Source organism: Marinomonas phaeophyticola (assembly GCF_026966905.1).
In the GTDB taxonomy this organism is placed as follows: Bacteria; Pseudomonadota; Gammaproteobacteria; order Pseudomonadales; family Marinomonadaceae; genus Marinomonas; species Marinomonas phaeophyticola.
Genome location: NZ_JAPUBN010000001.1, coordinates 34932 through 59486, shown reverse-complemented (window position 1 = coordinate 59486; position 24555 = coordinate 34932). Strand labels below are relative to the sequence as shown.

24 protein-coding genes and 1 tRNA gene are annotated in these 24555 nt (G+C 40.9%); 4 read left to right on the top strand and 21 right to left on the bottom strand.

The annotated features are described in order from the left end of the window. Positions 1-195 precede the first annotated feature (195 nt). Genes O1D97_RS00275 through purU form a run of 7 tightly spaced genes read right to left on the bottom strand, consistent with a single transcriptional unit; the run spans position 196 to position 7060 of the window. Positions 196-792, bottom strand: coding sequence for an aminomethyltransferase family protein (locus O1D97_RS00275; protein WP_269121759.1), 597 nt, complete (start codon positions 790-792; stop codon positions 196-198). Beyond that, a complete protein-coding gene (locus O1D97_RS00270; protein WP_269121758.1) occupies positions 792-3302 on the bottom strand; it encodes an FAD-dependent oxidoreductase in 2511 nt (836 codons plus the stop codon). Before O1D97_RS00270 ends, O1D97_RS00275 begins: the two co-directional genes overlap by 1 nt. Beyond that, positions 3269-3712, bottom strand: coding sequence for a 2Fe-2S iron-sulfur cluster-binding protein (locus O1D97_RS00265; RefSeq protein WP_269121757.1), 444 nt, complete (start codon positions 3710-3712; stop codon positions 3269-3271). The genes O1D97_RS00270 and O1D97_RS00265 overlap by 34 nt, the downstream gene beginning before the upstream one ends. Continuing rightward, complete coding sequence (locus tag O1D97_RS00260; protein WP_269121755.1) at positions 3709-4020, bottom strand: sarcosine oxidase subunit delta; 312 nt, start codon at positions 4018-4020, stop codon at positions 3709-3711. The genes O1D97_RS00265 and O1D97_RS00260 overlap by 4 nt, the downstream gene beginning before the upstream one ends. A gap of 9 nt (positions 4021-4029) precedes the next feature. After that, positions 4030-5277, bottom strand: a complete 1248-nt coding sequence (locus O1D97_RS00255; protein ID WP_269121754.1) for an FAD-dependent oxidoreductase — start codon at positions 5275-5277, stop codon at positions 4030-4032. 37 nt (positions 5278-5314) lie between these two features. Beyond that, on the bottom strand, positions 5315-6187 hold the full coding sequence (gene folD / locus O1D97_RS00250) for a bifunctional methylenetetrahydrofolate dehydrogenase/methenyltetrahydrofolate cyclohydrolase FolD (RefSeq protein ID WP_269121753.1): 873 nt from the start codon (positions 6185-6187) through the stop codon (positions 5315-5317). Between the two features lie 18 nt (positions 6188-6205). After that, entirely contained in the window at positions 6206-7060 is an 855-nt protein-coding gene (gene purU / locus O1D97_RS00245; protein WP_269121751.1) for a formyltetrahydrofolate deformylase, read from the bottom strand. Between the two features lie 183 nt (positions 7061-7243). Between purU and O1D97_RS00240 the strand changes: the two genes are divergently transcribed. Next, the gene (locus O1D97_RS00240) at positions 7244-7999 is read left to right on the top strand and encodes an IclR family transcriptional regulator (RefSeq protein ID WP_269121750.1); all 756 of its coding nucleotides are present in this window, start codon (positions 7244-7246) and stop codon (positions 7997-7999) included. A 157-nt stretch (positions 8000-8156) separates the two neighbouring features. Here the strand turns inward: O1D97_RS00240 and O1D97_RS00235 are convergent, their stop codons facing one another. From O1D97_RS00235 to O1D97_RS00220, 4 genes are read right to left on the bottom strand one after another with little or no spacing between them, the layout of a single operon-like run. After that, positions 8157-8837 (bottom strand): response regulator, encoded by a 681-nt coding sequence (locus tag O1D97_RS00235; RefSeq protein WP_269121748.1) that lies wholly within the window; start codon positions 8835-8837, stop codon positions 8157-8159. A 5-nt stretch (positions 8838-8842) separates the two neighbouring features. After that, entirely contained in the window at positions 8843-10303 is a 1461-nt protein-coding gene (locus O1D97_RS00230) for an ATP-binding protein (protein ID WP_487353043.1), read from the bottom strand. Between the two features lie 26 nt (positions 10304-10329). Next, entirely contained in the window at positions 10330-10845 is a 516-nt protein-coding gene (locus O1D97_RS00225) for a hypothetical protein (RefSeq protein WP_269121744.1), read from the bottom strand. Between the two features lie 10 nt (positions 10846-10855). Continuing rightward, the gene (locus O1D97_RS00220; RefSeq protein ID WP_269121742.1) at positions 10856-13042 is read right to left on the bottom strand and encodes a YHYH protein; all 2187 of its coding nucleotides are present in this window, start codon (positions 13040-13042) and stop codon (positions 10856-10858) included. A gap of 369 nt (positions 13043-13411) precedes the next feature. Between O1D97_RS00220 and O1D97_RS00215 the strand changes: the two genes are divergently transcribed. Both O1D97_RS00215 and O1D97_RS00210 read left to right on the top strand, forming a co-directional pair. Beyond that, positions 13412-14323, top strand: a complete 912-nt coding sequence (locus tag O1D97_RS00215) for a LysR family transcriptional regulator (protein WP_269121741.1) — start codon at positions 13412-13414, stop codon at positions 14321-14323. 105 nt (positions 14324-14428) lie between these two features. Next, complete coding sequence (locus O1D97_RS00210; RefSeq protein ID WP_269121739.1) at positions 14429-15043, top strand: LysE family translocator; 615 nt, start codon at positions 14429-14431, stop codon at positions 15041-15043. A gap of 617 nt (positions 15044-15660) precedes the next feature. Here O1D97_RS00210 and O1D97_RS00205 read toward each other — a convergent pair. From O1D97_RS00205 to ihfB, 8 genes are all read right to left on the bottom strand, one after another. Continuing rightward, positions 15661-15737, bottom strand: a tRNA-Val gene (locus O1D97_RS00205). Positions 15738-15852: 115 nt separating this feature from the next. Beyond that, positions 15853-16281, bottom strand: coding sequence for an acyl-CoA thioesterase (locus O1D97_RS00200; RefSeq protein WP_269121737.1), 429 nt, complete (start codon positions 16279-16281; stop codon positions 15853-15855). Between the two features lie 78 nt (positions 16282-16359). Next, positions 16360-18390, bottom strand: coding sequence for an excinuclease ABC subunit UvrB (gene uvrB / locus O1D97_RS00195; protein ID WP_269121735.1), 2031 nt, complete (start codon positions 18388-18390; stop codon positions 16360-16362). A gap of 274 nt (positions 18391-18664) precedes the next feature. Further along, entirely contained in the window at positions 18665-19015 is a 351-nt protein-coding gene (locus O1D97_RS00190) for a ComEA family DNA-binding protein (protein WP_269121733.1), read from the bottom strand. A 161-nt stretch (positions 19016-19176) separates the two neighbouring features. After that, positions 19177-19884, bottom strand: a complete 708-nt coding sequence (gene pyrF, locus O1D97_RS00185; RefSeq protein ID WP_269121731.1) for an orotidine-5'-phosphate decarboxylase — start codon at positions 19882-19884, stop codon at positions 19177-19179. A gap of 58 nt (positions 19885-19942) precedes the next feature. Continuing rightward, complete coding sequence (gene lapB / locus O1D97_RS00180; RefSeq protein ID WP_269121729.1) at positions 19943-21115, bottom strand: lipopolysaccharide assembly protein LapB; 1173 nt, start codon at positions 21113-21115, stop codon at positions 19943-19945. Between the two features lie 5 nt (positions 21116-21120). After that, positions 21121-21444, bottom strand: a complete 324-nt coding sequence (locus tag O1D97_RS00175) for a LapA family protein (RefSeq protein ID WP_269121727.1) — start codon at positions 21442-21444, stop codon at positions 21121-21123. A gap of 73 nt (positions 21445-21517) precedes the next feature. Next, positions 21518-21823, bottom strand: coding sequence for an integration host factor subunit beta (gene ihfB / locus O1D97_RS00170; protein ID WP_269121726.1), 306 nt, complete (start codon positions 21821-21823; stop codon positions 21518-21520). Positions 21824-22033: 210 nt separating this feature from the next. Between ihfB and ppa the strand changes: the two genes are divergently transcribed. After that, positions 22034-22564 carry an inorganic diphosphatase gene (gene ppa, locus O1D97_RS00165; RefSeq protein WP_269121725.1) on the top strand — a complete coding sequence of 177 codons (531 nt, stop codon included), beginning with the start codon at positions 22034-22036 and terminating at the stop codon, positions 22562-22564. A 105-nt stretch (positions 22565-22669) separates the two neighbouring features. Here the strand turns inward: ppa and trxB are convergent, their stop codons facing one another. Beyond that, positions 22670-23623, bottom strand: a complete 954-nt coding sequence (gene trxB / locus O1D97_RS00160) for a thioredoxin-disulfide reductase (RefSeq protein WP_269121723.1) — start codon at positions 23621-23623, stop codon at positions 22670-22672. 137 nt (positions 23624-23760) lie between these two features. Then, positions 23761-24507, bottom strand: a complete 747-nt coding sequence (locus O1D97_RS00155; RefSeq protein ID WP_269121722.1) for a HesA/MoeB/ThiF family protein — start codon at positions 24505-24507, stop codon at positions 23761-23763. Positions 24508-24555: the final 48 nt, after the last annotated feature.

Genomic DNA, 24555 nt, shown 5'->3' with positions numbered 1-24555 from the left:
GCCAAACACGGACTTAAGTTTCAATGAGTAGCTCAAAAAGATAGAGCATGGTACTAAATATTTTGGCAACCATTCGATCTCCTTTTAGCCAATACGCAACTAAGAACCATAGAAGAGGACAGTAAACCAAGATAATAGGGTCACATAATCACCTGACCCTATATCTAGTGGCTTTTATTGCAAGATCAACACTGTCTAGACAAACTCAGATGCCGCATCCTCTATCGCTTCCCATAAGTATTGAGTACTGGCCACATCGGCCAATAATAAAGTAAATACAACCCCATCCATGCTCTGCTTAGTTACAATAGCATTCGTTCGAGCAACAGAAGTCTGAGCGATACTACCTAGTGCAAACACACCCTGACTCAAATCAACACTGCATACTTTAGAAAACATCTTCACAGTTAAATCAGCATCCCCTGTAATCAAAAAGCATCCATGACTATGCTGACAATACAACCGATACACATTAATTGCCTCTTTTGAGCTCAACTCCAAGGCCTCAATCAATGCGTGATGTTTGTTAGCTGTATCGACCACCCAAAACTCAGATTTACTCAAGCGCAATATGATCAAGCCATTCTTGTAGGAGAGAGATTGATTGGGCAATTTGGGTATTGGCAAGCCATTTGACTCTAAGAAAGCCTCCGCACCTACCCCTCTAAACCCCACCCGGGAATACACAGTACAATCTTGCACCTCTAATTTTGAGTGAGAGCGATCTACTTTATTTAAACTGAGTAGACTGCTTCGAGAAGACTTGGCTGAACTTAGATTATAGAAATCCATTAGATCACCTCCTGACGAGAGTTATTAGCGTCATAAAATGGTAACTGAACCACTTCGGCCATAACGATTTCACCGTTATCGACTCGAATGGGGAATTTGCAGCCGACTTCTTTTTGCTCAATGCCAACATAAGCCAACCCGATATTTGCACCTATGGTGGTTGAATATTCAGACGAAGTGACATTACCAGTAATGGCACAATCCTTCTGATCAGAAGACGCTAATACTATATGCCCTTCTTTTGGACGACAGCTTTCGGAACTCAGCTTAAAGCCAACCAGCTTTCTCGTTTGTTGACGTTCCATCACGATATCGACAGAGCGTCTACCGATGAAAAAGGGCTTCTTACGATTAATTGCCCAGTTTAGTGATAGCTCCCCTGGGTGAGACATACCATCCGTGTCTTGGCTAACAATAATATGACCTTTTTCTAAACGCAGCAGCCTTTGAGACTCCACACCAAATGGTTTCATATTGAACTCTGATCCTGCGGCCATTAACGCATCCCAAATGGTAGCACCAAAAAGGCTAGGCATATGAATTTCATAGCCTAACTCGCCAACAAACCCGACTCGTAGCAATCGAATGGGGACACCTTCAATCGTTCCTTCTCGATACGCTAGGTAGGGAAACGATTCATTCGATAAATCCACATCAAAACATACTTTACTAAGTACTTTCCTCGCCAATGGTCCTGCTACATTTACCGCTGAAAACGCCGATGTCACATTGGCAATATCCACACTCAAGCGCCATTGTGCATTCCATTTCGTCATCTCACGATAAACCGCATCAACGCCACCAGTCGTCGCTGTAATATAGAAATGATCTTCCCCTATTCGACAAGAAACACCATCATCAACCACAACGCCCTGTTCATTCGTAAGTATCGCATAACGGGTTTTACCCACTGGTTGCTTTAAAAAACCAAAGGTATAAATACGATTCACAAACTCGGCCGCATCCGGTCCCCTAACTTCCAGACCTCCTAACGTACTCACATCAATAATACCCACGGCATTACGGACCATCTCTACTTCTTGTTGGACCACCTTATCCCGATCGATAGGATTCCCATAGTAGGCTGGACGCTGCCAAATCCCAGCAGGAATCATATGAGCACCCAACTCTAGATGCTTTTGATGCATCGGTGTCAATTTATATGGATTAAATATACGACCAGCAATATGAGACAGTTTTTCAGGAACGAAAGGGGGCCTTGCCGTCGTAACACCTGTTTCCGTTACTGTGCGGTTCGTGGCATCAGCAACCAAACGTGCGGTAGGTAACGCCGAATGACGCCCTTGAGACGGCCCCATTCCCACAGTTGAAAATCGTTTAACCAGCTGGACATCCCGATAACCCAAACGGGTTGCATTCACAATATCTTTAGATTGAAGATCTTCATCAAAATCAACAAAATCTTTACCTTTTGGATGAGAGAAGATCGGCCAAGGAAAGTTAGTCTGCTTATTACAAGTCACAGGTTGCGGCTCATCACTGGCTAGACCCAATAAAGTTAAGCTTGTATAGGCCGCTAATTCACCGTCATTGATTACCGCATCTAATTCATGCACACCGTTTGCAGAGCCTGCCACATGCAGGTTCTTCGGAAGATTCGTTAATGCAAAACGAGCACTGTCATCGTCATAACTTAACTTAGCTCCAGCCTGACAAAGAAGCTGATACACTGGCATATATCCCGCTGACATACACAGCAAATCACAAGGAATAGTGACACCAGTAGCGGCGACCTTCCCTCTTCCAGTAATCGCATGTACTTGCACCGCGGCAAGACGCTTTTTATCAGTACTAGGTAACGCCTCATATACCGTCGAATTGAAAAGCACATTAATGCCTTTTTCGATCACAGCTGAGTGTAGTAAAGGATCCGAACTTTGTGAACGCATGTCCACAATGACAGCCACTTCGACTCCATTTTTAAGTAACTCGAGTGCACATAGATATCCATCATCATTACCCGCAAGAACAACGGCTTTGTTCGCTGGTTTAATTGCGTACTGAGTCATTAATCTCATCGCAGCACTGGACATAACGACACCTGGAATATCATTATTACGAAACACCACGTGCTGCTCAAATGCTCCCGAAGCCACAATACATTGCTTCGCACGCACTTTATACATACGATTGCCTTGAATAACGGGCAGATAGTTATCCGTAAACCAACCATTACAAGTCGCACTGTTTAACACAGTAATATTCTTATGATGGCGAACCTTGGCCGTTAGCTGCTCTCTTAATTCAGCCGCACGTACCCCTGCCACATCAAACCTATGATAGGTCAAAGCGCCACCTAACATGGGGTTTTCATCGACAAGTAAAACATTTGCTCCGGCATCGGCCGCTTTGAGAGAGGCCGCAAGCCCAGCAGGTCCTGCTCCAATGACAGCAACATCATGAAAAAGATAAGATTTATCATGATAAATAGGCGTAAAAGTCAGATCAGCAAAACCTAAGCCGGCTTTTTTCGAATAAGAGGTTCCCATTTATCCCACACTCCCAGCGGCTTATAAAAGGCGCGATAATAAAAGCCTACAGGCATAAACCGTCCTGCATACCCTAATTTTGCATCTTTGTCTTTTTCCAGTGAGCCATTATAATTTTGACCCAAGACCTCTAAACGGTTGGAAATAACCTGCTTATCAGCTAATACATTGGGCTCATTTTTTAATTGCACTAAGGTATTCGCATCTTGACCAGCCATGGTCAGCGGTCCTCGTGGACGATGGTATTTAAAAGAACGAGACATTAACCATTGATCATTAGCAATCAATGCGCTAGCTATCGTATCTCCCTCTACACCTTGATAAATTTGACCTTCAAAAGTGAAAGACAAGGGCTTATCCCGATTAATATATAAGCCTGACGGCATAGGTAATCTATTATGACTGGTCATACTGGCTTCTCCGCTTCAAGCGCAGACGTCGCCTCAAAATCAATGCGCTGATTAAATAATTCAGAAGGATCATAGGTTTTAAAAATCTCATCCGTCGCTGTATGCCTTTCCGCGATAAACCAGTAACCGGATGGAGAGTGAAACCACCATTCAGTAATGACGCGTATCGTATTTTCAGAATAAAATACATAATCAGCCCACTCTCTATCCGTACAAGTTAGAATGTTAGGCATAGCTTTAACTTCACCGCCATACACAAATTCACTGATATTTCTTGGCCCATTTAATGGGCAATTCATAATTTTCATAATAACCCCTTAGTGGCTTGCTGCCGTGGCACCCATTTCGTTAACCTGACGAAAGACATCAAATCGATCCATTGCAAATGGCGCTATAATCTCAGGAACCTTGCCTCCACTAGCAACCAACTCAGCCATGGATTTGCCGCAGATAGGGGTAGATTTAAACCCCCATGTTCCCCAACCTGCATCAAGATAATAGTTTTCTACTGGACTTAACCCCATAATAGGACTGTAATCTGACGTCATGTCGGTGATGCCTGACCATTGACGCATCAGCTTTAAATTCGCCATAAATGGGAACATTTCAACTGCACTGGCTAATAAACTTTCTTTTAAGTCCAGAGTGGAACGGGTGTTATAAAGCGGATAGGGGTCAGAGCCTCCACCAAAAACAATTTCTCCTCGTCCAGTTTGTTGCACGTAACAATGCAGAGCGGATGAACTAACCAAAGGATCTAAGAAAGGCTTCACAGGCTGCGTCACCATGGCTTGCAGAGGATAGGTTGTAATCGGCATTTTAATACCTGCCATGGCCGCAACAATGGAACTATGCCCTGCTACAGCTTGAATAATGCAACCACAACTAACGGTTCCGCGATTGGTTTTTACCCCTTTAGCTTTACCATTTTCAATGATGACATCCGTCACTTCCGTCAATTGGTGAAGCTCAACGCCTCGTTGTGTGGCCCCTTTAGCATAACCCCAAGCCACAGCATCATGGCGAGCCGTTGCCCCATCCATATGCCATAAACCAGCTAAAACAGGCATGTCGGCGGGGTTCATATTAAGCGTAGGAACCAGTTCTTTAATTTGCTGAGGGTCAATTAATTCTGTTTTTCCACCAAAGTGCGTATTTACTTCTGCTCGTTGACGGAATGAGCGAATTGTAGCATCCGTATGGGCTAGGGTTAGCTGACCACGTGAAGAGTACATGATGTTAAAATCAAACTCGTTAGACAGCCCTTTGAACATATCCACGGATTCTTTATAGAACCGCACACCTTCCGAGGTTAAGTAATTTGAACGAATAACCGCCGTATTTCGCGCCGTATTGCCACCACCAAGATAACCTTTCTCCAAAATAGCCACATTAGTAATGCCATGGTATTTTGCAAGATAAAAAGCCGTGGCCACACCATGACCCCCACCACCGATAATCACAACATCATAGTGCTTCTTTAACTCTGTAGGTAATGGTAGATCGATGTCATTTTCAAATGGGTAGTCGTTTTTTAATCCGTATTTCAATAACGAAAAAGGCATAATATACTTCCTAAATAAATCTAATTTTGTAGCGCCATTAAGCCAAAGACATACCTAATTGGAACTGGGCGGCTTTAAGAGTATTCTGCATAAGACAAGCAATCGTCATTGGGCCTACCCCGCCCGGTACAGGCGTGATGGCTGAGACTTTAGAAAATACTGTGTTGTAATCCACATCTCCGACTAACTTTCTCTTACCCTCTACTAGAACCGAATTAATTCCCACATCAATTACTACCGCCTGCGGCTTAACCCAACTTTCTTTAACCAATAAGGGTTGCCCAACAGCGGCCACTAAAATATCCGCCGTTCGACAGAGAGATTCAATGTTCTGAGTTCTAGAATGAACCACGGTTACAGTGCAATTAGCTTGCAAAAGTAAATTCGCCATTGGTTTACCAACAATATTGGATCGTCCAAGAACGACTGCATGCTTACCGGATAAATCCGGCAGTAGACGTTTAAGCATGATCATGCAACCAAGTGGCGTACAGGGAGTCAAAGCCGCTTGCCCCGCCACCAACCTACCCACATTTTCAGGGTGGAAACCATCCACATCTTTTACAGGGGAAATGGCTTCTATTACTCGATTTTCAGAAAGATGGGCTGGAAGCGGTAGCTGCACTAAAATACCGTGAACTAAATGATCTTTATTTAAATCATCAATGAGGTCTTCTAATTCTTGTTGCGTTGCGTCCGCCGATAAGTAATGCTCAATGGATCGCAAACCGGCTTGTTCTGCACGTCTTACTTTATTACGTACATAGACGGCACTCGCTGAGTCTTCCCCAATCAGCACAACAGCCAATCCGGGCGCAATACTGTGCTCTTGCTTAAAAATCGATACATCGTTAGCCACTCTTTGAACGATCTCATCCGCCAGCGCTTTGCCATCAATCTTAATTGTCATGACGCTCTCCTCAATTCGCTACTTAAAAACAATCGATTTATTGCCATACATAAACACCCGATGCTCAAGGTGCATTCTTACGGCTTTCGCTAACGCTACGGTTTCCGTATCACGTCCTACCGCCACTAAACGATCAGGTGAATAAGTATGATCAACTGGCTGAACAGATTGCTCAATGATAGGGCCTTCATCAAGATCTGATGTCACATAGTGAGCCGTTGCGCCAATCAATTTCACACCTCTTTCATGGGCTTGATGGTAAGGCTTAGCGCCTTTAAAACCAGGTAAGAACGAGTGATGAATATTGATCGCACGACCATGTAATTTTTCACAAAGGGAATTCGATAAAATTTGCATATAACGCGCTAACACCACTAAATCTGTATTCGTTTCGTCAATAATATCCAACAAGGCCGCTTCCTGATCCGCCTTATTATCTTTAGTTATTGGTAAATGAATAAAGCGAATGCCTTCACGTTCAACCATAGGCCTTAAATCTCTATGATTTGAAACAACGGCAGTAATCTGCATTGGTAACTCGCCCTTACGATGACGGTAAAGGAGATCATCTAGACAATGATCAAACTTACTCACCATGAGCAGTACTTTTACAGGCTTGTTTTTATCAAGGATGTCCCATTCCATGTCGAAACGTGCGACCTGCTCATCAAAATCATGACGAATTGACTCAATTGTTTGCTCATTTCCTTCAATTCGACATTCAGCACGCATAAAAAAGCGATTACTATCTTCATCATCAAATTGATGCATCTCAGATATATAGCAACTGTGTTCGGCCAAATAAGATGAGACAGCTGCAACAATCCCACTTGCCGCTTCACAGGACGCTTTTAAAACAAATTCTTTCGACATAACACCAATCCCCACAGATAAAAATACGAGCACATATAAATAAAAAATAGTATTTACACTATTAATCACAGCTGTATTCCAATATATTTAAATAAATCAATTTTGAAAGTAAAAAATTAGAACAAAGCAAAAAAACAGAAAATTAATTCATATACAAAAAAAAACATCATATTTGGATTTAAAATGACAAAAAATAGCGATTACCATGTTCCTGCATTATCTAGAGGGTTACAGATTATAGAAATGTTTGATAAGGAAAATCGTGTTCTAAACACTCAGGACTTTGCGGACTCTTTAGGCGTGAGCGCCTCTTCCACTTATCGAATAGTGCAAACTTTATTAGACATGGGTTACCTACAAAAAGTGACTCGTAATGCCTATGAATTGGGACCACAAGTGGTCTCTCGGGGGTTTGCCTTTTTAGCAGGTCGGGATTTAGTTGACATAGCCGCCCCTCATCTAAATGAATTAAGAGACAACACGTCGATTTCATGTCATTTAGGCATTCGTGATGGTTTAGAGACTGTCTATATTTATCGCTCACAAGCATCACAGCGCCTGTCCGTTAATATTCCATTGGGATCAAGACTGCCATGCCATACCAATGCAATGGGGCGAGTGTTACTGCAACAATTGAGTGATATTGAATTAAATGCCATGTATCAATCCTTACAACTCGACTTATATCCAGGACCGCACCCCCAGTCACTACCAGAATTAAAACAGCTATTACGCAAAGAATGGGCTCAAGGTTTCTCTAGTAATCGCTCTGATAATGCCACAGCCATCGCGGTCCCGATTACCAATTATTTAGGCAAAACCATCGCTGCAATAAACATCTCAGGAGCAGACCAAATCATGCATAATCACAATGAATTTGAATCCGCAAAAGAAAAGCTTTTAGACGTCGCAAAAGCCATTTCACAAGTCGCCCCTTAAACACCAAGACACTTAAAAAGCTAAATTCAGAACCCAAAAAAAGGGGGAATTACCCCCTAATCTTTAATCGATTGATTTAGAACAGCTTTAAGTAGCATAACTAAGCACTTATGGCCTCTTACGGTTATCCAGTCCCCCTCTGAGTTAATGGCCGTTTTTATTCTTTTAGAAACTTATACCCTACGCCGTAGACAGTAGAAATAGGGTTAAAGCCCGCTTCAATTTCTTGAATTTTTTTACGTATATTTTTGATGTGATTATCGATATTACGGTCCGAAATATCTGTCGTTTCTCGGTAAGCGTGTTGAATGATGTCTTCTCGGCTAAATACACGGCCGACCTTCCCTAGCAACAACGCTAAGATCTTAAATTCTACCGCGGTCAGACTCATTTGCTGACCGTGCAACAGAGCAAGATAACTGTCTTTATGCAGTTCAAAAGCCGAATGTTTCAGCACATTATTGCCAGATTGGGGCGCTCTTCTTAAGACGGTTTTGATTCTCGCCATGACTTCTTTTGGACTAAATGGTTTACAGACATAATCATCTGCACCCAATTCAAGCCCTATTAATTTATCGATCTCCTGCCGCTTTGCCGTGACCATAATAATAGCAACATTTGAAAAAGCCCGAATCTGCTTGCAAATGTCGATACCATTGACCACAGGAAGCATGATATCCAAAAGCACTAAATCCACAGTATTGTGTTTCACAAAATCTACTACTCCTTGACCACTCTTAAAATATTCCGTGCTATAGCCTTGCTGATGACTATAAGCAATCAGTACTTCGGCGATATTTTCTTCATCTTCAACGATGAGAATTGTTTGCTTAGACATCATCATTACCCTAGTAACGGAAAGCGCACCTGAACGGACAAACCACCAAAGGGTGAGTCTTGCAGAGAGATGTCGCCCTTATGAGCTTCAATTATTTGTTTACAGAGAGCCAAACCTAAACCCGAACCGCCTAGCTCTCTATTGCGAGATTTTTCAACCCGATAAAAACGTTCAAATAACTTTTCTTGGTCTTCTGGCGTAACACTGGGAGCCGAGTCTTGTAAAGTTAGCACAACATGAGACCTTGTTTTATTCACCTCAATATTGAGAGACCCTCCTCTGTTCGTGTACTTACACGTGTTTTCCAATAGATTCACAAACAGTTGCTGTAAGCGATCTCTATCTCCCCTAACTAGGCATTGCCCTACTGTTTGCAATGCCTGTCGGTGAACCAACAACCCTTGTTGCTCAAACCGCATAACAAAATCATCGAGACTACTTTCGAACGCTTGAATAATATCCAAATCTACCTGTGTATAGGTAAAAACCCCGGCGTCTCTATGGGACAACTGCGTAAGATCATCAACAATATGGTTCAGGTTATCCACTTGCTTGATCAGCAAAGCAATACGCTTTTCATCCGCAACAAATATCCCATCTTGTACAGCCAATAGATGGGAACGAAGTACCGTTAGTGGTGTTTTTAATTCATGTGACGTATCGGACACCCACTGAGCCCGCATTTGCTGATTCTCTTCAAGTGTTTGAGCCAACTCATTGACGTTCTTAGATAACGTTCCAAGCTCATCTTGAGTGAGAGCAGGAATACGATTAGAAAAATCCCCTTTTTTTAATGCATTGGTTCCCGAGACAATTTGTCTTATCGGTTTTATTAAATGTCGAGATAAAATAATCGCCATAATGAAAGCCAATAACATCACACCAAGGGTAATCATAAAATAATTATGAAATTGAGCGCTTAAAAATGCCTTCGCAGGACTACTTTCTACTAATCGAGAAGGTTCAAAACCTATCCAGCCAATAACCTTATTATTCAGTAAAATGGACTCTACTTGAGGGTTATCTGTTAAATACTCCCTACCGACAATTACCTCTTTATTTACATCATATAAACTGATCCTTTGACCTGTTTTCAATGAGCCCGGAGGGAGATTTATCCATAAAAAAGAGGGGGATGGGGGATTCGTCCTGCCTTTAGAAGATTTGTCTTGCGGTAATTCAGCTTCATTTTTAAAGTTCCGTTGTTGCGGGGTTCTTGGGTCTACATTTTGTTCAACTATCGAGCGCCATAATAGTGTGTTTTGTTTAATCGGCTGCCAACCATCAGACTGCCCATAAAGGTCAATCAACTGTTGCTTCACTGCATCCACATGTTTCTGCTCTTCTTGCTCAACATAGTGATTAAAACCACTGGAAAACGTCAGATAAATAAACACAAACATGAGACCTACAAGCGCCATGCTAGTGATAAAAAAAGCGAAAAAGAACTTATGTATTAATTTCACAGGCACGTAAACATAATTAAAGACCGTTAAAAAATAATAGTAGCCGTATCATCAGCACTCAGGATTCTATATTGTGGCTTCACAAAACTGGCGTGTACACTGCCCAAGCTTTTCGGAAAGGATATAGTGATGTCTGTTACTTTTGCAAATGCATGCCGAGCCTGAAAAACAATTTCAGTATCATGACCATGATTGGCAACGGCAACTCGCTCAAATGGGAGGGACTGGCGGTTCACAAACAGACTAAACGTTGCTTTAAGTGCGTTTTTAATAAAGACCTCTTGCTGATCATGAGTCAAACCGTCTGGCATTACCGCATCAATATCCCCCATTAACCACGCCTGATCATTCTGTAGCGTCAGAATTAGATGATCCATGTCAGTAAGGACTCTTACTTCAACCTGACCGTCCCTCAAGATAACTTGAGCACTCGTTTCCTCTAACGTATGTGCTTGAACAGGCAAAATCATCATACTGAACACGATCACTAAAAGATTCAGAAAAACACGTTTACATAGTTGAAACTTAATCATCACTTGCATTTTTGACTCCTTATTTAGGCTCTTCTATAGTGGCTCTACAAATAAGAGTGTTATCTGTTTCTAGATCTTCACCCCAGATAAATTTCGCACGGCGGTCCCAATTAATATCGTTATAGCCATCTTTGGGGCCCACAGAGGACGCAGAATGCTCAGTAGCGTTTGCCCATTTAGAATCATCAAAACCACTGTCTAACCAATTAGCAGGAGCACCCTTTGAAATAAAAGTACAATAGCCTTGTCCAGGAATTGGAGTTGACTCGCTTTCACACAATTTATTAAGCGGTGCTTTATGCAGTATCTCGCACTTCCAGTCACTACTACTTACCGCAACCACCTTGTTGGTGTCTGTATCGGTAAGCTGCATGATAAAACCACCATCACCCATCTGTTGATTTCGAGCACCAATGTACTCTAAGCCGGAATCATTCTGTTTAAAATCTTTCAAAATAACATTCAACTCAATGGGGTAATCGGCTGAAAATAAAACACTCTCTGCATTAAAAGAACGCTCGGTCGTGATTGATACTGAATCCTCAACCAAAAGTACTTCGCCAATATAGGCCGCAAACCAGTTATCAGCCCAGGCATCTAGTCTTAAATTGTGCGTACCAGATAGGACTGAGCGGCGCTTTATTGTTGGGACTGTAGTCGCTGATTTGGTATTAGTCGGTTGTTCACTTCGGCAAAATATGCCCGACTCAAGCTTTCCACCATTGCTAATGGTCTTTTGCTGAAAGTCATAACACCCTTTGCTTTGAGTAGAAGGCGTGTAAGTGGTGAAATAATCTTCGCCTTGATATTGGTAACGCATACTGCGACTCCCTTCTTTGGAAATCGTATGAGTTAAATTTTTTACCTCATCTTGTGGTGGACGAAGGTCTGCTCTTATACCTTCATAATCACCGTTCAAAGGCGCAACCCGAGGCAATTTCTGCCTATCCACCTCACCAACTAAACATTGAATAATATAAGGTGGTGTCGTAGAGGTTTGATAACGGTAGCCGTACTTTTCATCGACTTGAGCATTACATACATCTAGCGAGTCAGCCGAAATGTCACTTCCATCTGGGTTCTTATCCCCATATAAAGGGTAACCGTCATAGCCCCAGCCAATGATGGCATCATCACCTTGATTTTCCATTACATCTATCATACAAGTAGGTGATACATGATAGTGGTAATCATCCCCGCGACCAGCATGCCCCCCGCAATTGTCTAATTGACCAAGCACCAAGGTATCGTGTTTTTGATCGTATTCATGTACATCCAACTCCCCTTGAGATGAATAATCATAAATAGGTACTCCGTTTACGGCGACACCGACGGCAGCATCAATGGTGGTAAAGGTATCTGCTTTTTTAGGATGAAGCTTAATGGGAGCGGCATAACCTTCTGCTGGAACCGGTATTTGCTCATTAGTCCCTGTGATGCCCGTCATCATTGCATGGTCGGGGTAAGTAGAAGACACGACATACGCGTAATCATTATCACAAGTTACTGAGACACTTGATGAGAAGCCAGCCGCATTTATCGAGCGTCTAATATCATGGCATCGAGGGGAATCTATACTATCTGTTAATGCAGGAGGATTAAGCTTCTCTGGTTCAGCAGGTCTAGGCCTGGCTTCTGATTGCTGCGGTCGCTTATAGGGCTCACGCTCATAAGTCATCGTCATGGTGGCCGAGCCAAGAGTAATGTCTTTTATAGACATAAGCAATGTAGCTCTATCCATTGGTTTATCAGTGTTTATTTTAGCCAATTCCGATAAAGCGTAGAGGGTAAATTGGTAAACTTTCTCACCAGGCCCTTTAGAGCAAGGTGGCGCATATTGAAGCAAGCGGTTAACACTATTATTACCAATTTCACCCAGTATTTCACCACTCTGTATTTGGTTTTTGGTTACAGGAATGTTGTACATAGTCCAATACCAATGGATACCGTCCGGGGCATTATGCTGCATGACTAACGCATAATATTGTGTCGACTCTGGTGCGCCGCGCCAGCTTAATGGCGGGCTAGCACTCTCACCATCACATGTGTAGGACATAGGTAACCGTCCACCATGGTGCATGTTAGGGCTGCTTAACACAAACGTATCAAAAACAGGTGTTTGCTCAGCTTCACTATATTCAACGGCATACCCACTCATGGCAAAACCACATAGCGCCGTCATTAAAAACGCCGATTTTTTTTCCATCTCGCTGTACTCCACTAAATTAAGAGTCAATATCAAAAATAATGACAAATAGGCTACTTATGAAATGTAGGCAAATTATATGATTTTGGTGCGGATCCATCATTTTCTAAGAAAATTTACGATGACAAAGAGAGGAGATTTAGTGATTGTGTAAATCGCTCTTTTTAACCAGGCATAGGAGAATGAGTTAGAATACTGTGAATGCTGTACAGGACTATTTTGACATTCTATTCCGCTTGATTATTTCTACTTTTATTTGATCAGCATTGCATTAAAGTATGAATTGACTCAATCGGTTCAGAAAGGTTATATAACCCTTAAAATACACCATACGACTTCATCATAAGTTGTTAAATCAGGACTTTTGGCATGTTAAGGAATACTAACCTCAACTTATTACGATCTCTCCATATTTTATTAGAAGAGTGCCATGTCACAAAAGCGGCCGCCCGCCTTCATATTTCACAATCTGCCGTAAGCCGCCAACTGGCTCAACTTAGAGATTTATGCCAAGATCCGCTGTTGGTAAGAAATGGCAATCAATTAATCCCAACCGCAAAAGCAGTAATGCTTAAAACCAGGTTGGATTCACTGCTTGGTGAATTTGATGAGTTACTTACCGATGTTCCATTTGAGCCTAAAGGCTATCAAGGAGAAATCGTTTTCGCATCGAGTGATTATGTCGCTCAGTATCTATTCCCTGATATAGCCCAGTATTTGACACAGCAATCTCCAAAATTGGATATCTCTTTTCAGCTGTGGAAACCGGATCTAATCAATATGTTACATGAATCTGGAATTCACTTAGCGTCATCAATGCTTACACAAAAGCCCGATAATGTATCCAGTATTTATTTAGGCTCGGATATACCAGTATGCGTTATGGCCAGTCACCATACGTTAGCAGAACAAGATCAAATAACAGTTCAAGACATCGTAAAATATACCCATATAAAGGTTACTGGTGGTGCCGATAAAGACTCCTCCGTTGATCGCCAATTGGCTGATAAAGGCTACTCTCGCCGAATTACGTTGAAGGTGCCTTTCTTTAGCACCGCTATGAACTTATTAACAAACAGTGACCGCTTAATTATACTTCCAGAGCACATTGCGATGAACCTAGCACGACATTGGGATATAAAAACTCATGTCCTCCCATTTGAGACTCAAGAGCAGAAATATTGGCTGTTTTGGCACCCAAAATTTGATAATGAACCCGCACATAAGTACTTCAGATACGAGATAGCTCGAATATTAAGTACTTCGAAATACGGTGTCTGATAAATACATCGCCATGATTTTATATCATGGCGATTATAATTAATTATGATTTCAATTAATGATCAAGTTCCTATCTAATGAGAGAAAATAAAATAAGGATAGGTTATGACAATCACAGTGTGGTTATCACTTTTTAGCATTTGTTTATTAGGCGCTATGTCTCCGGGCCCTAGTCTTGCGATCGTTGCAAAACATTCTTTAGCGAGTGGTCGAGCTCACGGTATTGCTGTCGCTTGGTCACATGCCATGGGTATTGGTATCTACGCTTTCATTACGATAATCGGCTTATCTGTCGTGATGGAGCAGACACCACTAATATTTACAAGCATTACCCTTCTAGGTTCCGCTTATTTAATATACTTAGGTTCGAATGCTCTGCGCTCAAAGGGAGGACTAGCGGCTAAATTGGCTTCTGGAAAAAAGACGCCGATTTTCGAAGGAATGCGAGAGGGTTTTTTGACTTCTATTTTAAGCCCAAAGATTATGCTGTTTTTCACCGCTCTCTTTAGTCCGTTTATAGCGATTGCAAATGATACCTTTAATCAAATTGTAATCGTTTCAACACCATTATTGATTGATGGATTGTGGTATAGCTTAATCGCTATTTTTCTTTCTAACTCTAAGGTAATAGACAGAGTGCGCTCTAAGGCACTGATCATTGACCGAATCTCTGGGGTTATTTTGATTTTACTCGCACTGCGAGTCATTTATACCATTTGAAGCAAATAAACGCGTAGATTTTTATCTTCCTTATTAAAGAAGATGAAATGACGACTTTGATAGAATTTAACAAAATCATCATCTTTACCCTCTACAATTAACCCAACTACGCTCATACTCTCGTTTATCAGTAGGGTTCGCTACATTGCATGGTTACCATGTTTTTAGCGATGCCCTGCCCTTGGTAGCCGTTATCCACATCCATTCTGGCAAATGTTACGCCGAGAATGGGAGTTGGAGTGTTTCTTGTGTCGTTTATAAGGAACAGGAATTTTCACATTAATATTACTGGGAGAGTAGAAGCCCGCAATGTCTATTTGATCGCTTCCTTCTAGAACAAACGCCCTAGATAGATTAAGCAGTACAGCACTGTCCGCAGACTCTTTTAAAACTTGTTAATTCGCTCATTACTACAATCTTGAATTTGTAAAAACTTAGATTGAAAACTTTTCTACGAATCACACATAAATAATGATTAAAAGTAAAGATCATCATTTTCATCCATATTCAGTAACATGGGGCACAAACTAGGCAAAATCAGATACAAAAAAGCCGAACATAAGGTCCGGCTTTTGTAACTTATACTCTCAAATCCAAGAAAGTAGTAAGTATAAATTTGGTAGGACTAAGCAGATTCGAACTGCTGACCTCATCCATGTCAAGGATGCGCTCTAACCAACTGAGCTATAGTCCTATTGTCTTTGTGCCGCAAATTATACCCATTGTTTTTACATTGGCAAGTACTGTTTGCCTGAATTTTAACATTTTGAATTTATTAAAGTTATTTTTTTGTGTTTCCGACAATTTTTTTAAAAGCCAGCACTCTCCATGACATAGTCTGGTAAATCTTCTTCGGCTGGTACCGGGGTAGATTTTCCATTTTCATCTAATGCCACAAACTTAAAAATGCCTTCGGTAACCTTTTCTCTTGTTCCTATACGACCGCGCCTAACCCAGGCTTCCACCGCGATTTGCATAGAGGTTCGACCAATGGAGTGAACATGAGTGTAAACCCCTAATATGTCTCCTACTTTTACTGGACGAATAAAACTCATACGATCAATCTCTACGGTGACCACTCTCGCTTGCGCTCGCTGTCCGGCACAAATTCCGGCGGCAATGTCCATTTGCGACATGACCCAACCACCAAAAATATCACCCGCGGGATTGGTGTCCGATGGCATAGCAACAGTACGAGTAGTTAAACGACCTTTCGCTTGGCTTGATTCCTCTGCCATATATCACCTCTAATAGTATTCGTTTAATGCTCGCATAAAAGAGCACTCTTTAATCAATATACAGGATAGGTCACATCGCTATAATGCGCCCACCTCTTTCAATTTCTTTTGTAGTTGGCGTATTTGATCTCGATAACCAGCAGCCAATTCGAACTTAAGTTCTTCAGATGCAATGACCATCTCTTTTTCCAAATTCAATATAACTTTACGCACATCAGAAACATCATCCATAGTTTCAACTTTATAGTCCGCTTCCATCTCTGCCACTTTTTTCGTTTTTTGACTGCGGTTTTTACCGGCTCCTGGGTTATAGGAACCTTCCATAATATCTTCGACTGACTTAGAAATGCCCTTAGGCGTAATATTATGCTCTAAGTTAAAAGCGATTTGCTTTTCTCGCCGGCGGCTAGTTTCACTAATGGCCCTCTCCATAGAGCCAGTAATTCTATCGCCATAAAGAATGGCATGGCCATTAAGATTACGTGCAGCACGGCCAATCGTTTGGATAAGTGAACGATCTGAACGAAGAAACCCCTCTTTGTCAGCGTCTAATATAGCGACCAAGCTTACTTCAGGTATATCTAAACCCTCTCGCAATAAATTGATACCCACTAAGACATCAAACTCACCCAGGCGTAAGTCCCGAATAATTTCAACCCGCTCGACCGTATCAATCCCTGAATGCAAGTAACGCACACGAATACCATGATCATGAAGGTAATCCGTTAAATCTTCTGCCATTCGTTTTGTTAACGTCGTCACCAACACTCGTTCTTTTTTAGGTAAACGAATATTAATTTCAGAGAGTAAATCATCCACTTGAGTCGCGACAGGACGTATTTCAATTTCTGGATCTACAAGCCCTGTTGGACGTGCAATTTGCTCTACAACCCAATCTTGATGTTCTGCTTCATATTTACCTGGTGTTGCGGAAACCAAAATCGTTTGCGGTTTCATTTTCTGCCACTCTTCAAAACGCATAGGACGATTATCTAATGCTGAAGGTAAGCGAAATCCATATTCAACTAAATTTTCCTTACGAGAACGATCTCCTTTATACATAGCTCCCAATTGAGGCACAGTGACATGAGATTCATCGATTACTAATAAGGCATTATCGGGTAAATAATCAAATAAGGTTGGCGGTGGTGAACCTTCTGGACGACCAGAAAGGTAACGTGAATAGTTTTCTATCCCAGAGCAATAACCTAATTCCTGCATCATTTCCAGATCGTATCGAGTTCTTTGTTCCAACCGTTGTAATTCCACCAGTTTATCAAGAGACTTTAATTGTGCTAATCGCTCATCAAGTTCGACTTTGATACGCTCAATAGCGTTAACTATAGTTTCTCTAGGTGTTACATAGTGTGTTTTAGGGTAGATAGTTACTCGTGGAACTTTACGAAGGGTTTTATTTGTTAAAGGGTCAATGTAAGAAAGTTGCTCTACTTCGTCATCAAAAAGCTCTATACGAACGGCGGTGTCTTCAGAGTCCGCAGGAAAGACTTCAATCACATCACCCCGTACACGGAAGTTTCCCCGTTCAAACACCATATCATTACGCGTGTATTGCAATTCCGCTAAACGGCGTAATACGTCCCTTTGATCAATGCGCTCTCCACGATCAAGGTGCAACATCATTTTTAAATAAGATTCAGGATCTCCTAAGCCATAGATAGCCGAGACCGTCGCCACAATAATAACGTCTTCTCTTTCTAATAATGCTTTGGTAGCGGACAAACGCATTTGCTCTATGTGTTCATTAACAGACGCATCTTTCTCTATAAAGGTGTCCGATGCGGCCACATAAGCTTCAGGCTGATAATAGTCATAATAAGAAACAAAATATTCTACGGCATTGTTTGGAAAAAATTCTTTAAATTCACCGTAAAGCTGCGCAGCCAAGGTTTTATTGTGGGCCATAATGATGGTCGGGCGCTTTATTTGCGAAATAACATTGGCAATCGTATAGGTTTTACCTGAACCGGTTACCCCTAATAAGGTCTGATGCGCTAAACCAGACTCAACCCCTCTAACCAGTTTTTCAATTGCTGCCGGTTGATCTCCAGCAGGAGAATAAGAAGAGACCAGCGTAAACTCATTCGACACAATAGCTTCCTATAAGTAATTTTGACGATAAATGAAGCTTAACAAAAACTTTATTGAAATACTGTCTTTTTAAACAGTAACACAGCCTATTACATCTCAAGAAACGACTTATTCCAGCTTCGCATCAAGTATAAAGTGGCATTGTCTGCTATTGATGAATACCTCCTAAACACATTGAAGACAGGGAAGTTATGAATAAAGTCTCAGCACTGGTTACCTTTTGACTGAGTAAACAGAATAACCAGCACTGATTTTTGAGTCTAGTGTCAAAAAACTACTCGGTACCTGCCTCCTGTATGTCGTTCTTAGGGTGTACTTCAGAGTCTTTAACAGAGATAAATTCCCTATTTCTATTTATTAAAGCACTACCAATTCCCTTTACTTTCGTTAGATCGTCTATGGATTCAAAGGGACCATTTTGATCTCTAAAAGCAATAATTGCCTTTGCTTTCGCATCTCCAACACCAGACATTACTGCTGATAATTGTTTGACGCTTGCTGTATTAATATTCAACGGAGAAACAGCATAGGCATTGACAAAAAATGAAGGGATTAACACACACCAGAAAGTTAACAGCTTTACGGTAGAAAAGAAAAAAGTGGATGGTTTCATTCCGATATTCATCGATAAACTCCTTTTAATCTATAGTAAATTACCTATTTTTATTAATCACAAAGAGAAAAGTAAAAATACGGTAAACAGCCTACTCCATGTAAGCTGTATATGAATCATAGGAAAAAAGTTTAGTAGAAACAAGTCCTATGATTCATTTCAAAAGTACAAATTTAAATAACAACACCTAGATCTGTATTTACTTGACGTAAAATGGCAATGGGGTCCGCCGCTTGTGTTATAGGCCTTCCCATCACTAAATAATGACTTCCCGCTTGTATCGCTTCCGTTGGTGTCATTATGCGTTTTTGATCGCCTTGATCACTTCCTGTAGGACGAATGCCCGGTGTAACTAAACAAAAATCTTTGCCCAACTCGTGTGACAACACTGACGATTCCTGAGCAGAACATACCACCCCATCCATGCCTGAGGACTTCGCTAAACGAGCTAATCGTTGGACATGTTCTTGTGGAGACAAATCAATACCAATCTCGGCTAGATCTTGTTGGTCCATACTTGTCAGAACTGTCACCGCAATAAGTAGAGTATTTGCCCCCTGAATAGATTGTAGCGTATTAGCCGACGCTTCCATCATTTTACGTCCACCAGAAGCATGAACATTCACCATCCAAACACCAGCACGAGCAGCAACAGCTACCGCATTGGCTACTGTATTAGGAATATCGTGAAATTTTAAATCAAGAAAAATATCAAAACCTAATTTATGCAGGTCATCTAAAATGGCAGGGCCAACACGAGTAAATAACTCTTTTCCAACTTTTACTCGGCACTGAGATGGATCTAGGCGTTGTGCCATGTTCATTGCATCTTCTAATATCGGGTAATCTAATGCAACCACAATGGGAGACTGGCAGGACATTATGCTTCCTCTGAATTGATAAATAAATCTCGTTTATCTTAATAGATAAACAACTTGGTCATTCGCCTTCTAAGCCATGAATTGGCTTTACTGTGCCCCAATTTTTACAACTTGGGCATTGCCAATGTAATTGATGACCTGAAAAGCCACATTGGCGGCATAAAAATTTATGTTTAACTTGTTCTAGATGTTCTATTAACTCAAAAATAACGTGTAGATGATCGCTATTCTTTCCTTGCGATTCATCGAGTTGCATTTTAATCAACTCTTTAAAACCTTTTATCGTTGGATGTAAACGTAATTGTTCAACTAAAAAAGTCTCTGCATACTGAGGATCTTCATGATAATAATGCTGTGCAATGGCCATCATTAACGAAGCGGAGGGGCTTTGTTTGTTTTGCTCAATTAGAAACTTTAAATATCCCCCCATACGCCATGATTTGTCATAGCATTCTTTCAATTGAGGTAAAATAACCGGGACAAACTCTTTATCTTGAATAGCGACTTGTTTTAACTCTTTGATCGCTTCTTTAAAACGGCCCTGTTCAATAAGAATGTCTGCAGCTCCAATACTCGCTCGGACGCATTTTTCATCCACATCTAAGGCTGAAGTGTAATACTTATAAGCTTCCTGATATTGTTCTTTGTCCATCATGGATTGAGCAATTTCACAATGGTAATGAGCTAAGCGCTTAGCTATTTTTTCATTGCTTTGAATTAGATTTAACTGAGTACCAATTTTAATGGCTTTATCCCAGCTCTGTTCAAACTCATATAAGTCAACTAATAATGTCAAAATCATCGGTTGAAATTCAGAGTTTGTCCCTGCAATATTAAGTAACAAGCGTTCAGCACGATCAAGCAATCCAGCCGACATAAAGTCACTGGCTAGCTCAAGTTGCACCAAGCGCATTTCTTTTGGACTGATTTCGGGACGAGAGAGAAGATTCTGATGAACGTTAATTGCTTTTTGAATTTCACCTTTTTTACGAAATAGGTTACCTATCGTAAGGTGTATTTCAAACGTCTCAGAATTGACATGTAAGGAATCAACAAAAGCATCAATAGCTTCAGAATGCTGGTCATTCAATAAATGATTGAGGCCTCTGAAGTAATCTTTTGGAATTCCCTTGTCAGTAACTTTTTTTGTTTCTCTTGGTTTGCGCTTACCTAATAACCAACCGCAAGCTAACGCAACAAAAAGAACAACAAATAAACCTACATCAATCAATCCATTTACTCCTCGCTCACGTCAAGCTCTTTAGCAATAGAGTCTTTACGAATAGAAGCAAGTTCAGCTTGATTTTTAGCAAGGCGTTTTGTTAATAGACGAACTTTCCGTTCAGATTTTATCATTATTGCTGAACTCGCCACTAAGGCTAAGATAACGCCAATACCAAAAGCTAGAATGACGTGCAAAGCAATACTAAATTCAGGAGATTGCCAAATAACAAAATCCAGACTGATTAACTGAGGATTACGAACAGCAAAAAACACACCAATTACTAATAAAGTAAAAAGAATGAGTGCACCAATAATACGGTATAACCACTTTAACATGAAAAGACCCACCACAAGTTTAATGAGGTCATTATGCCGCGATCAGCGTAAAAATTCGAGGTAAAAGGTAAATTTAGTTTAGTTCAGATAAATCGGCATCTGGATCGTTCACTAACTCTCTTAACTCTTTACCTGGTTTAAAGTGAGGAACATATTTCGCATCTAATTCAACAGATTCACCCGTCTTAGGATTACGACCGATTCTCGGAGCACGGTAATGTAATGAAAAACTACCAAAACCACGTATTTCAATTCGTTCGCCATCTGCCAAAGACTCAGACATATGTTCCAGTATTGCTTTAACCGCTAACTCTACATCCTTCACAGGAAGGTGAGATTGTTGGTCAATAAGCAGTTCGATCAACTCTGATTTTGTCATCTCAATCCTCACGACTAAATTTTGATCATAGACTAAGACTAGCTAAATCTGGAAAGAAAGCAATAAGTTAAGTCGTTTCTCTTCATTTTTTTAGCTTCTTTTAGGTGAAAAAATGCATAATAATCCCAAACTATAATCCTAACTACCTAGCATCAGCCGCGATGAGCTTTTATAATGCGTTAAATTTTAACCCTATGGGAAGACTAAATAATGAGCTATTCAAACATTCCGGCTGGTAAAGACGTGCCAAACGACATCTACGTTACTATTGAAATCCCTGCACAGAGTTCACCTGTAAAGTATGAAATTGATAAAGACATGGACGCACTTTTAGTAGACCGTTTCATGGCCGCGCCTATGTTTTACCCTGCAAACTATGGCTACATTAACAATACTCTTGCAGATGATGGTGATGCTGTTGATGTATTAGTTGTCACACCGCATCCAATTGTACCAGGCTCGGTTATTCGTTGCCGTCCTGTTGCTGTATTGAATATGACCGATGAAGCGGGTACTGATGCAAAATTGCTGGCGGTTCCTCACGATAAATTGACGACAATTTATTCTGACATTCAAGACGTTAATGATGTTCCTGAATTATTACGCAACCAAATTGAGCACTTCTTTGAAAACTATAAAACACTTGAAAAAAATAAGTGGGTTAAAGTGGAAGGTTGGGCTGATGCGGCGGCGGCAAAAGCGATCATCATCGAAGGCATTGAAGCCTACAACGCTAAATAAGAAATATCTTATTGGTTATAAAAAAACCACGCGAATTGCGTGGTTTTTTTATAACTATAACTATCTTTGAGTCTTAAATAATAAGACTCAAAGATAGTCGTTTTATTATTCAGCAGAATCCAAAAAACGCTCAGCGTCTAACGCCGCCATACACCCGGTACCAGCCGATGTAACCGCTTGACGATAAATATGATCACATACATCACCGGCAGCAAAAACACCTTCTATGCTGGTTTGTGTTGCATTTCCTTGTAAGCCAGACTGAATTTTAATATAGCCGTCCTTCATATCTAACTGACCTTCAAAGATATCTGTATTTGGTTTATGTCCAATAGCAACAAATAATCCTGCAACAGCAAGCTCTTTAAATTCGCCCGTTTGATTATTTTTAATACGAACGCCTGTTACACCCGCATCATCACCTAATACTTCATCAAGCTCGGAGAACCATTCAATTTTAACATTGCCTTTTTCTGCTTTTTCTAGCAATTTATCAGATAAGATTTTTTCGGAGCGAAACTTATCACGACGATGTATAACCGTAACTGTTTTTGCAATATTGGCTAGATAAAGCGCTTCTTCAACCGCTGTATTACCACCACCAACAACGGCTACATCTTGATTTCTGTAGAAAAAACCATCGCATGTTGCGCACGCCGAAACACCTTGCCCCATATATTTAGTTTCGCTTTCCATGCCTAAATACTGAGCACTTGCACCGGTCGATATGATCAATGAATCACAAGTATACACACCACTATCGCCTTCAAGACGGAAAGGACGGTTTTCTAAATCTACTTTATTAATGTGATCAAACACGATTTCAGTTTCAAAACGTTCTGCATGTTTGCGCATACGTTCCATTAGTTCAGGACCTTGTACACCTTGATCATCACCAGGCCAGTTATCAACTTCTGTTGTTGTCGTTAACTGTCCACCCATTTGCATTCCAGTAATCATTACTGGATTTAAATTAGCACGAGCGGCATATACTGCTGCCGTATAACCCGCAGGGCCAGAACCTAAAATCATCAATTTAGCGTGTTTTACATCACTCATTTATATCACTCCTAAAATAGTAAACAGACCAGCAAATACACCTTACTGGTGATAGTATTGGCGCGTATTGTATCAAAAACCCAACAAAAACAGGACGAATTATTTCTATCAAGTAGATAGGGGCTAACTATAAAGAATCAATGTGGGTGGCAGACTTTACAGTCAGGATCAGCGGTTAACGTTAGCTCTCTCCATTGGCCGTTAAAGCCATCAAATAACTTCAATACCCCATGAGTAACTACCCCACATTGACTGATTATTTTAAGTGCCTCTAGAGACTGCAATACACCAATACTGCCAACAACAGGACTAATGATGCCTGATTGACTGCAATTTAAAGCGTTATCAGAAAGATTCGGGTATAAACACTGATAACAAGGAGCCATTGCTTGATCGAAAAGAAAGCTCACGATTTGTCCTTCCCAACGTATCGCGGCCGCACTCACTAAAGGGGTTTTGTAAGCATGACATGCTTGATTAATTTGCTGTCTAATGACAAAGTTATCAGTGCAATCCATCACTAAATCCGCTTGTTGAATCTGCTTCACTAGCTCTTGCCCGGATAGACGCGCATCAATGACATCGATCTGGGTTGAAGAGTTAAGAGAGGATAATTGCATTTTGGCGGCATCAACTTTTTTTTGGCCTATATTAGACTCTTTAAACAACACCTGTCTTTGTAAGTTACTACTTTCCACAAAGTCGTCATCAACTAAGGTAAGGTGCCCTATACCAGCAGCGGTTAAATAAGACGCCGCAATGTTTCCTAGTCCCCCAACTCCAACCATTAAAATTCGTGCATCTAATAAGCGTTGTTGACCCATATAGTCAAAATTTGCTAATAATATCTGTCGACTGTACCTATCAAGCTCTGTTTCGTTCATAAATTTCACTTTTTATAAAATCTAACTGTGAGTAATAATCAATAGTTT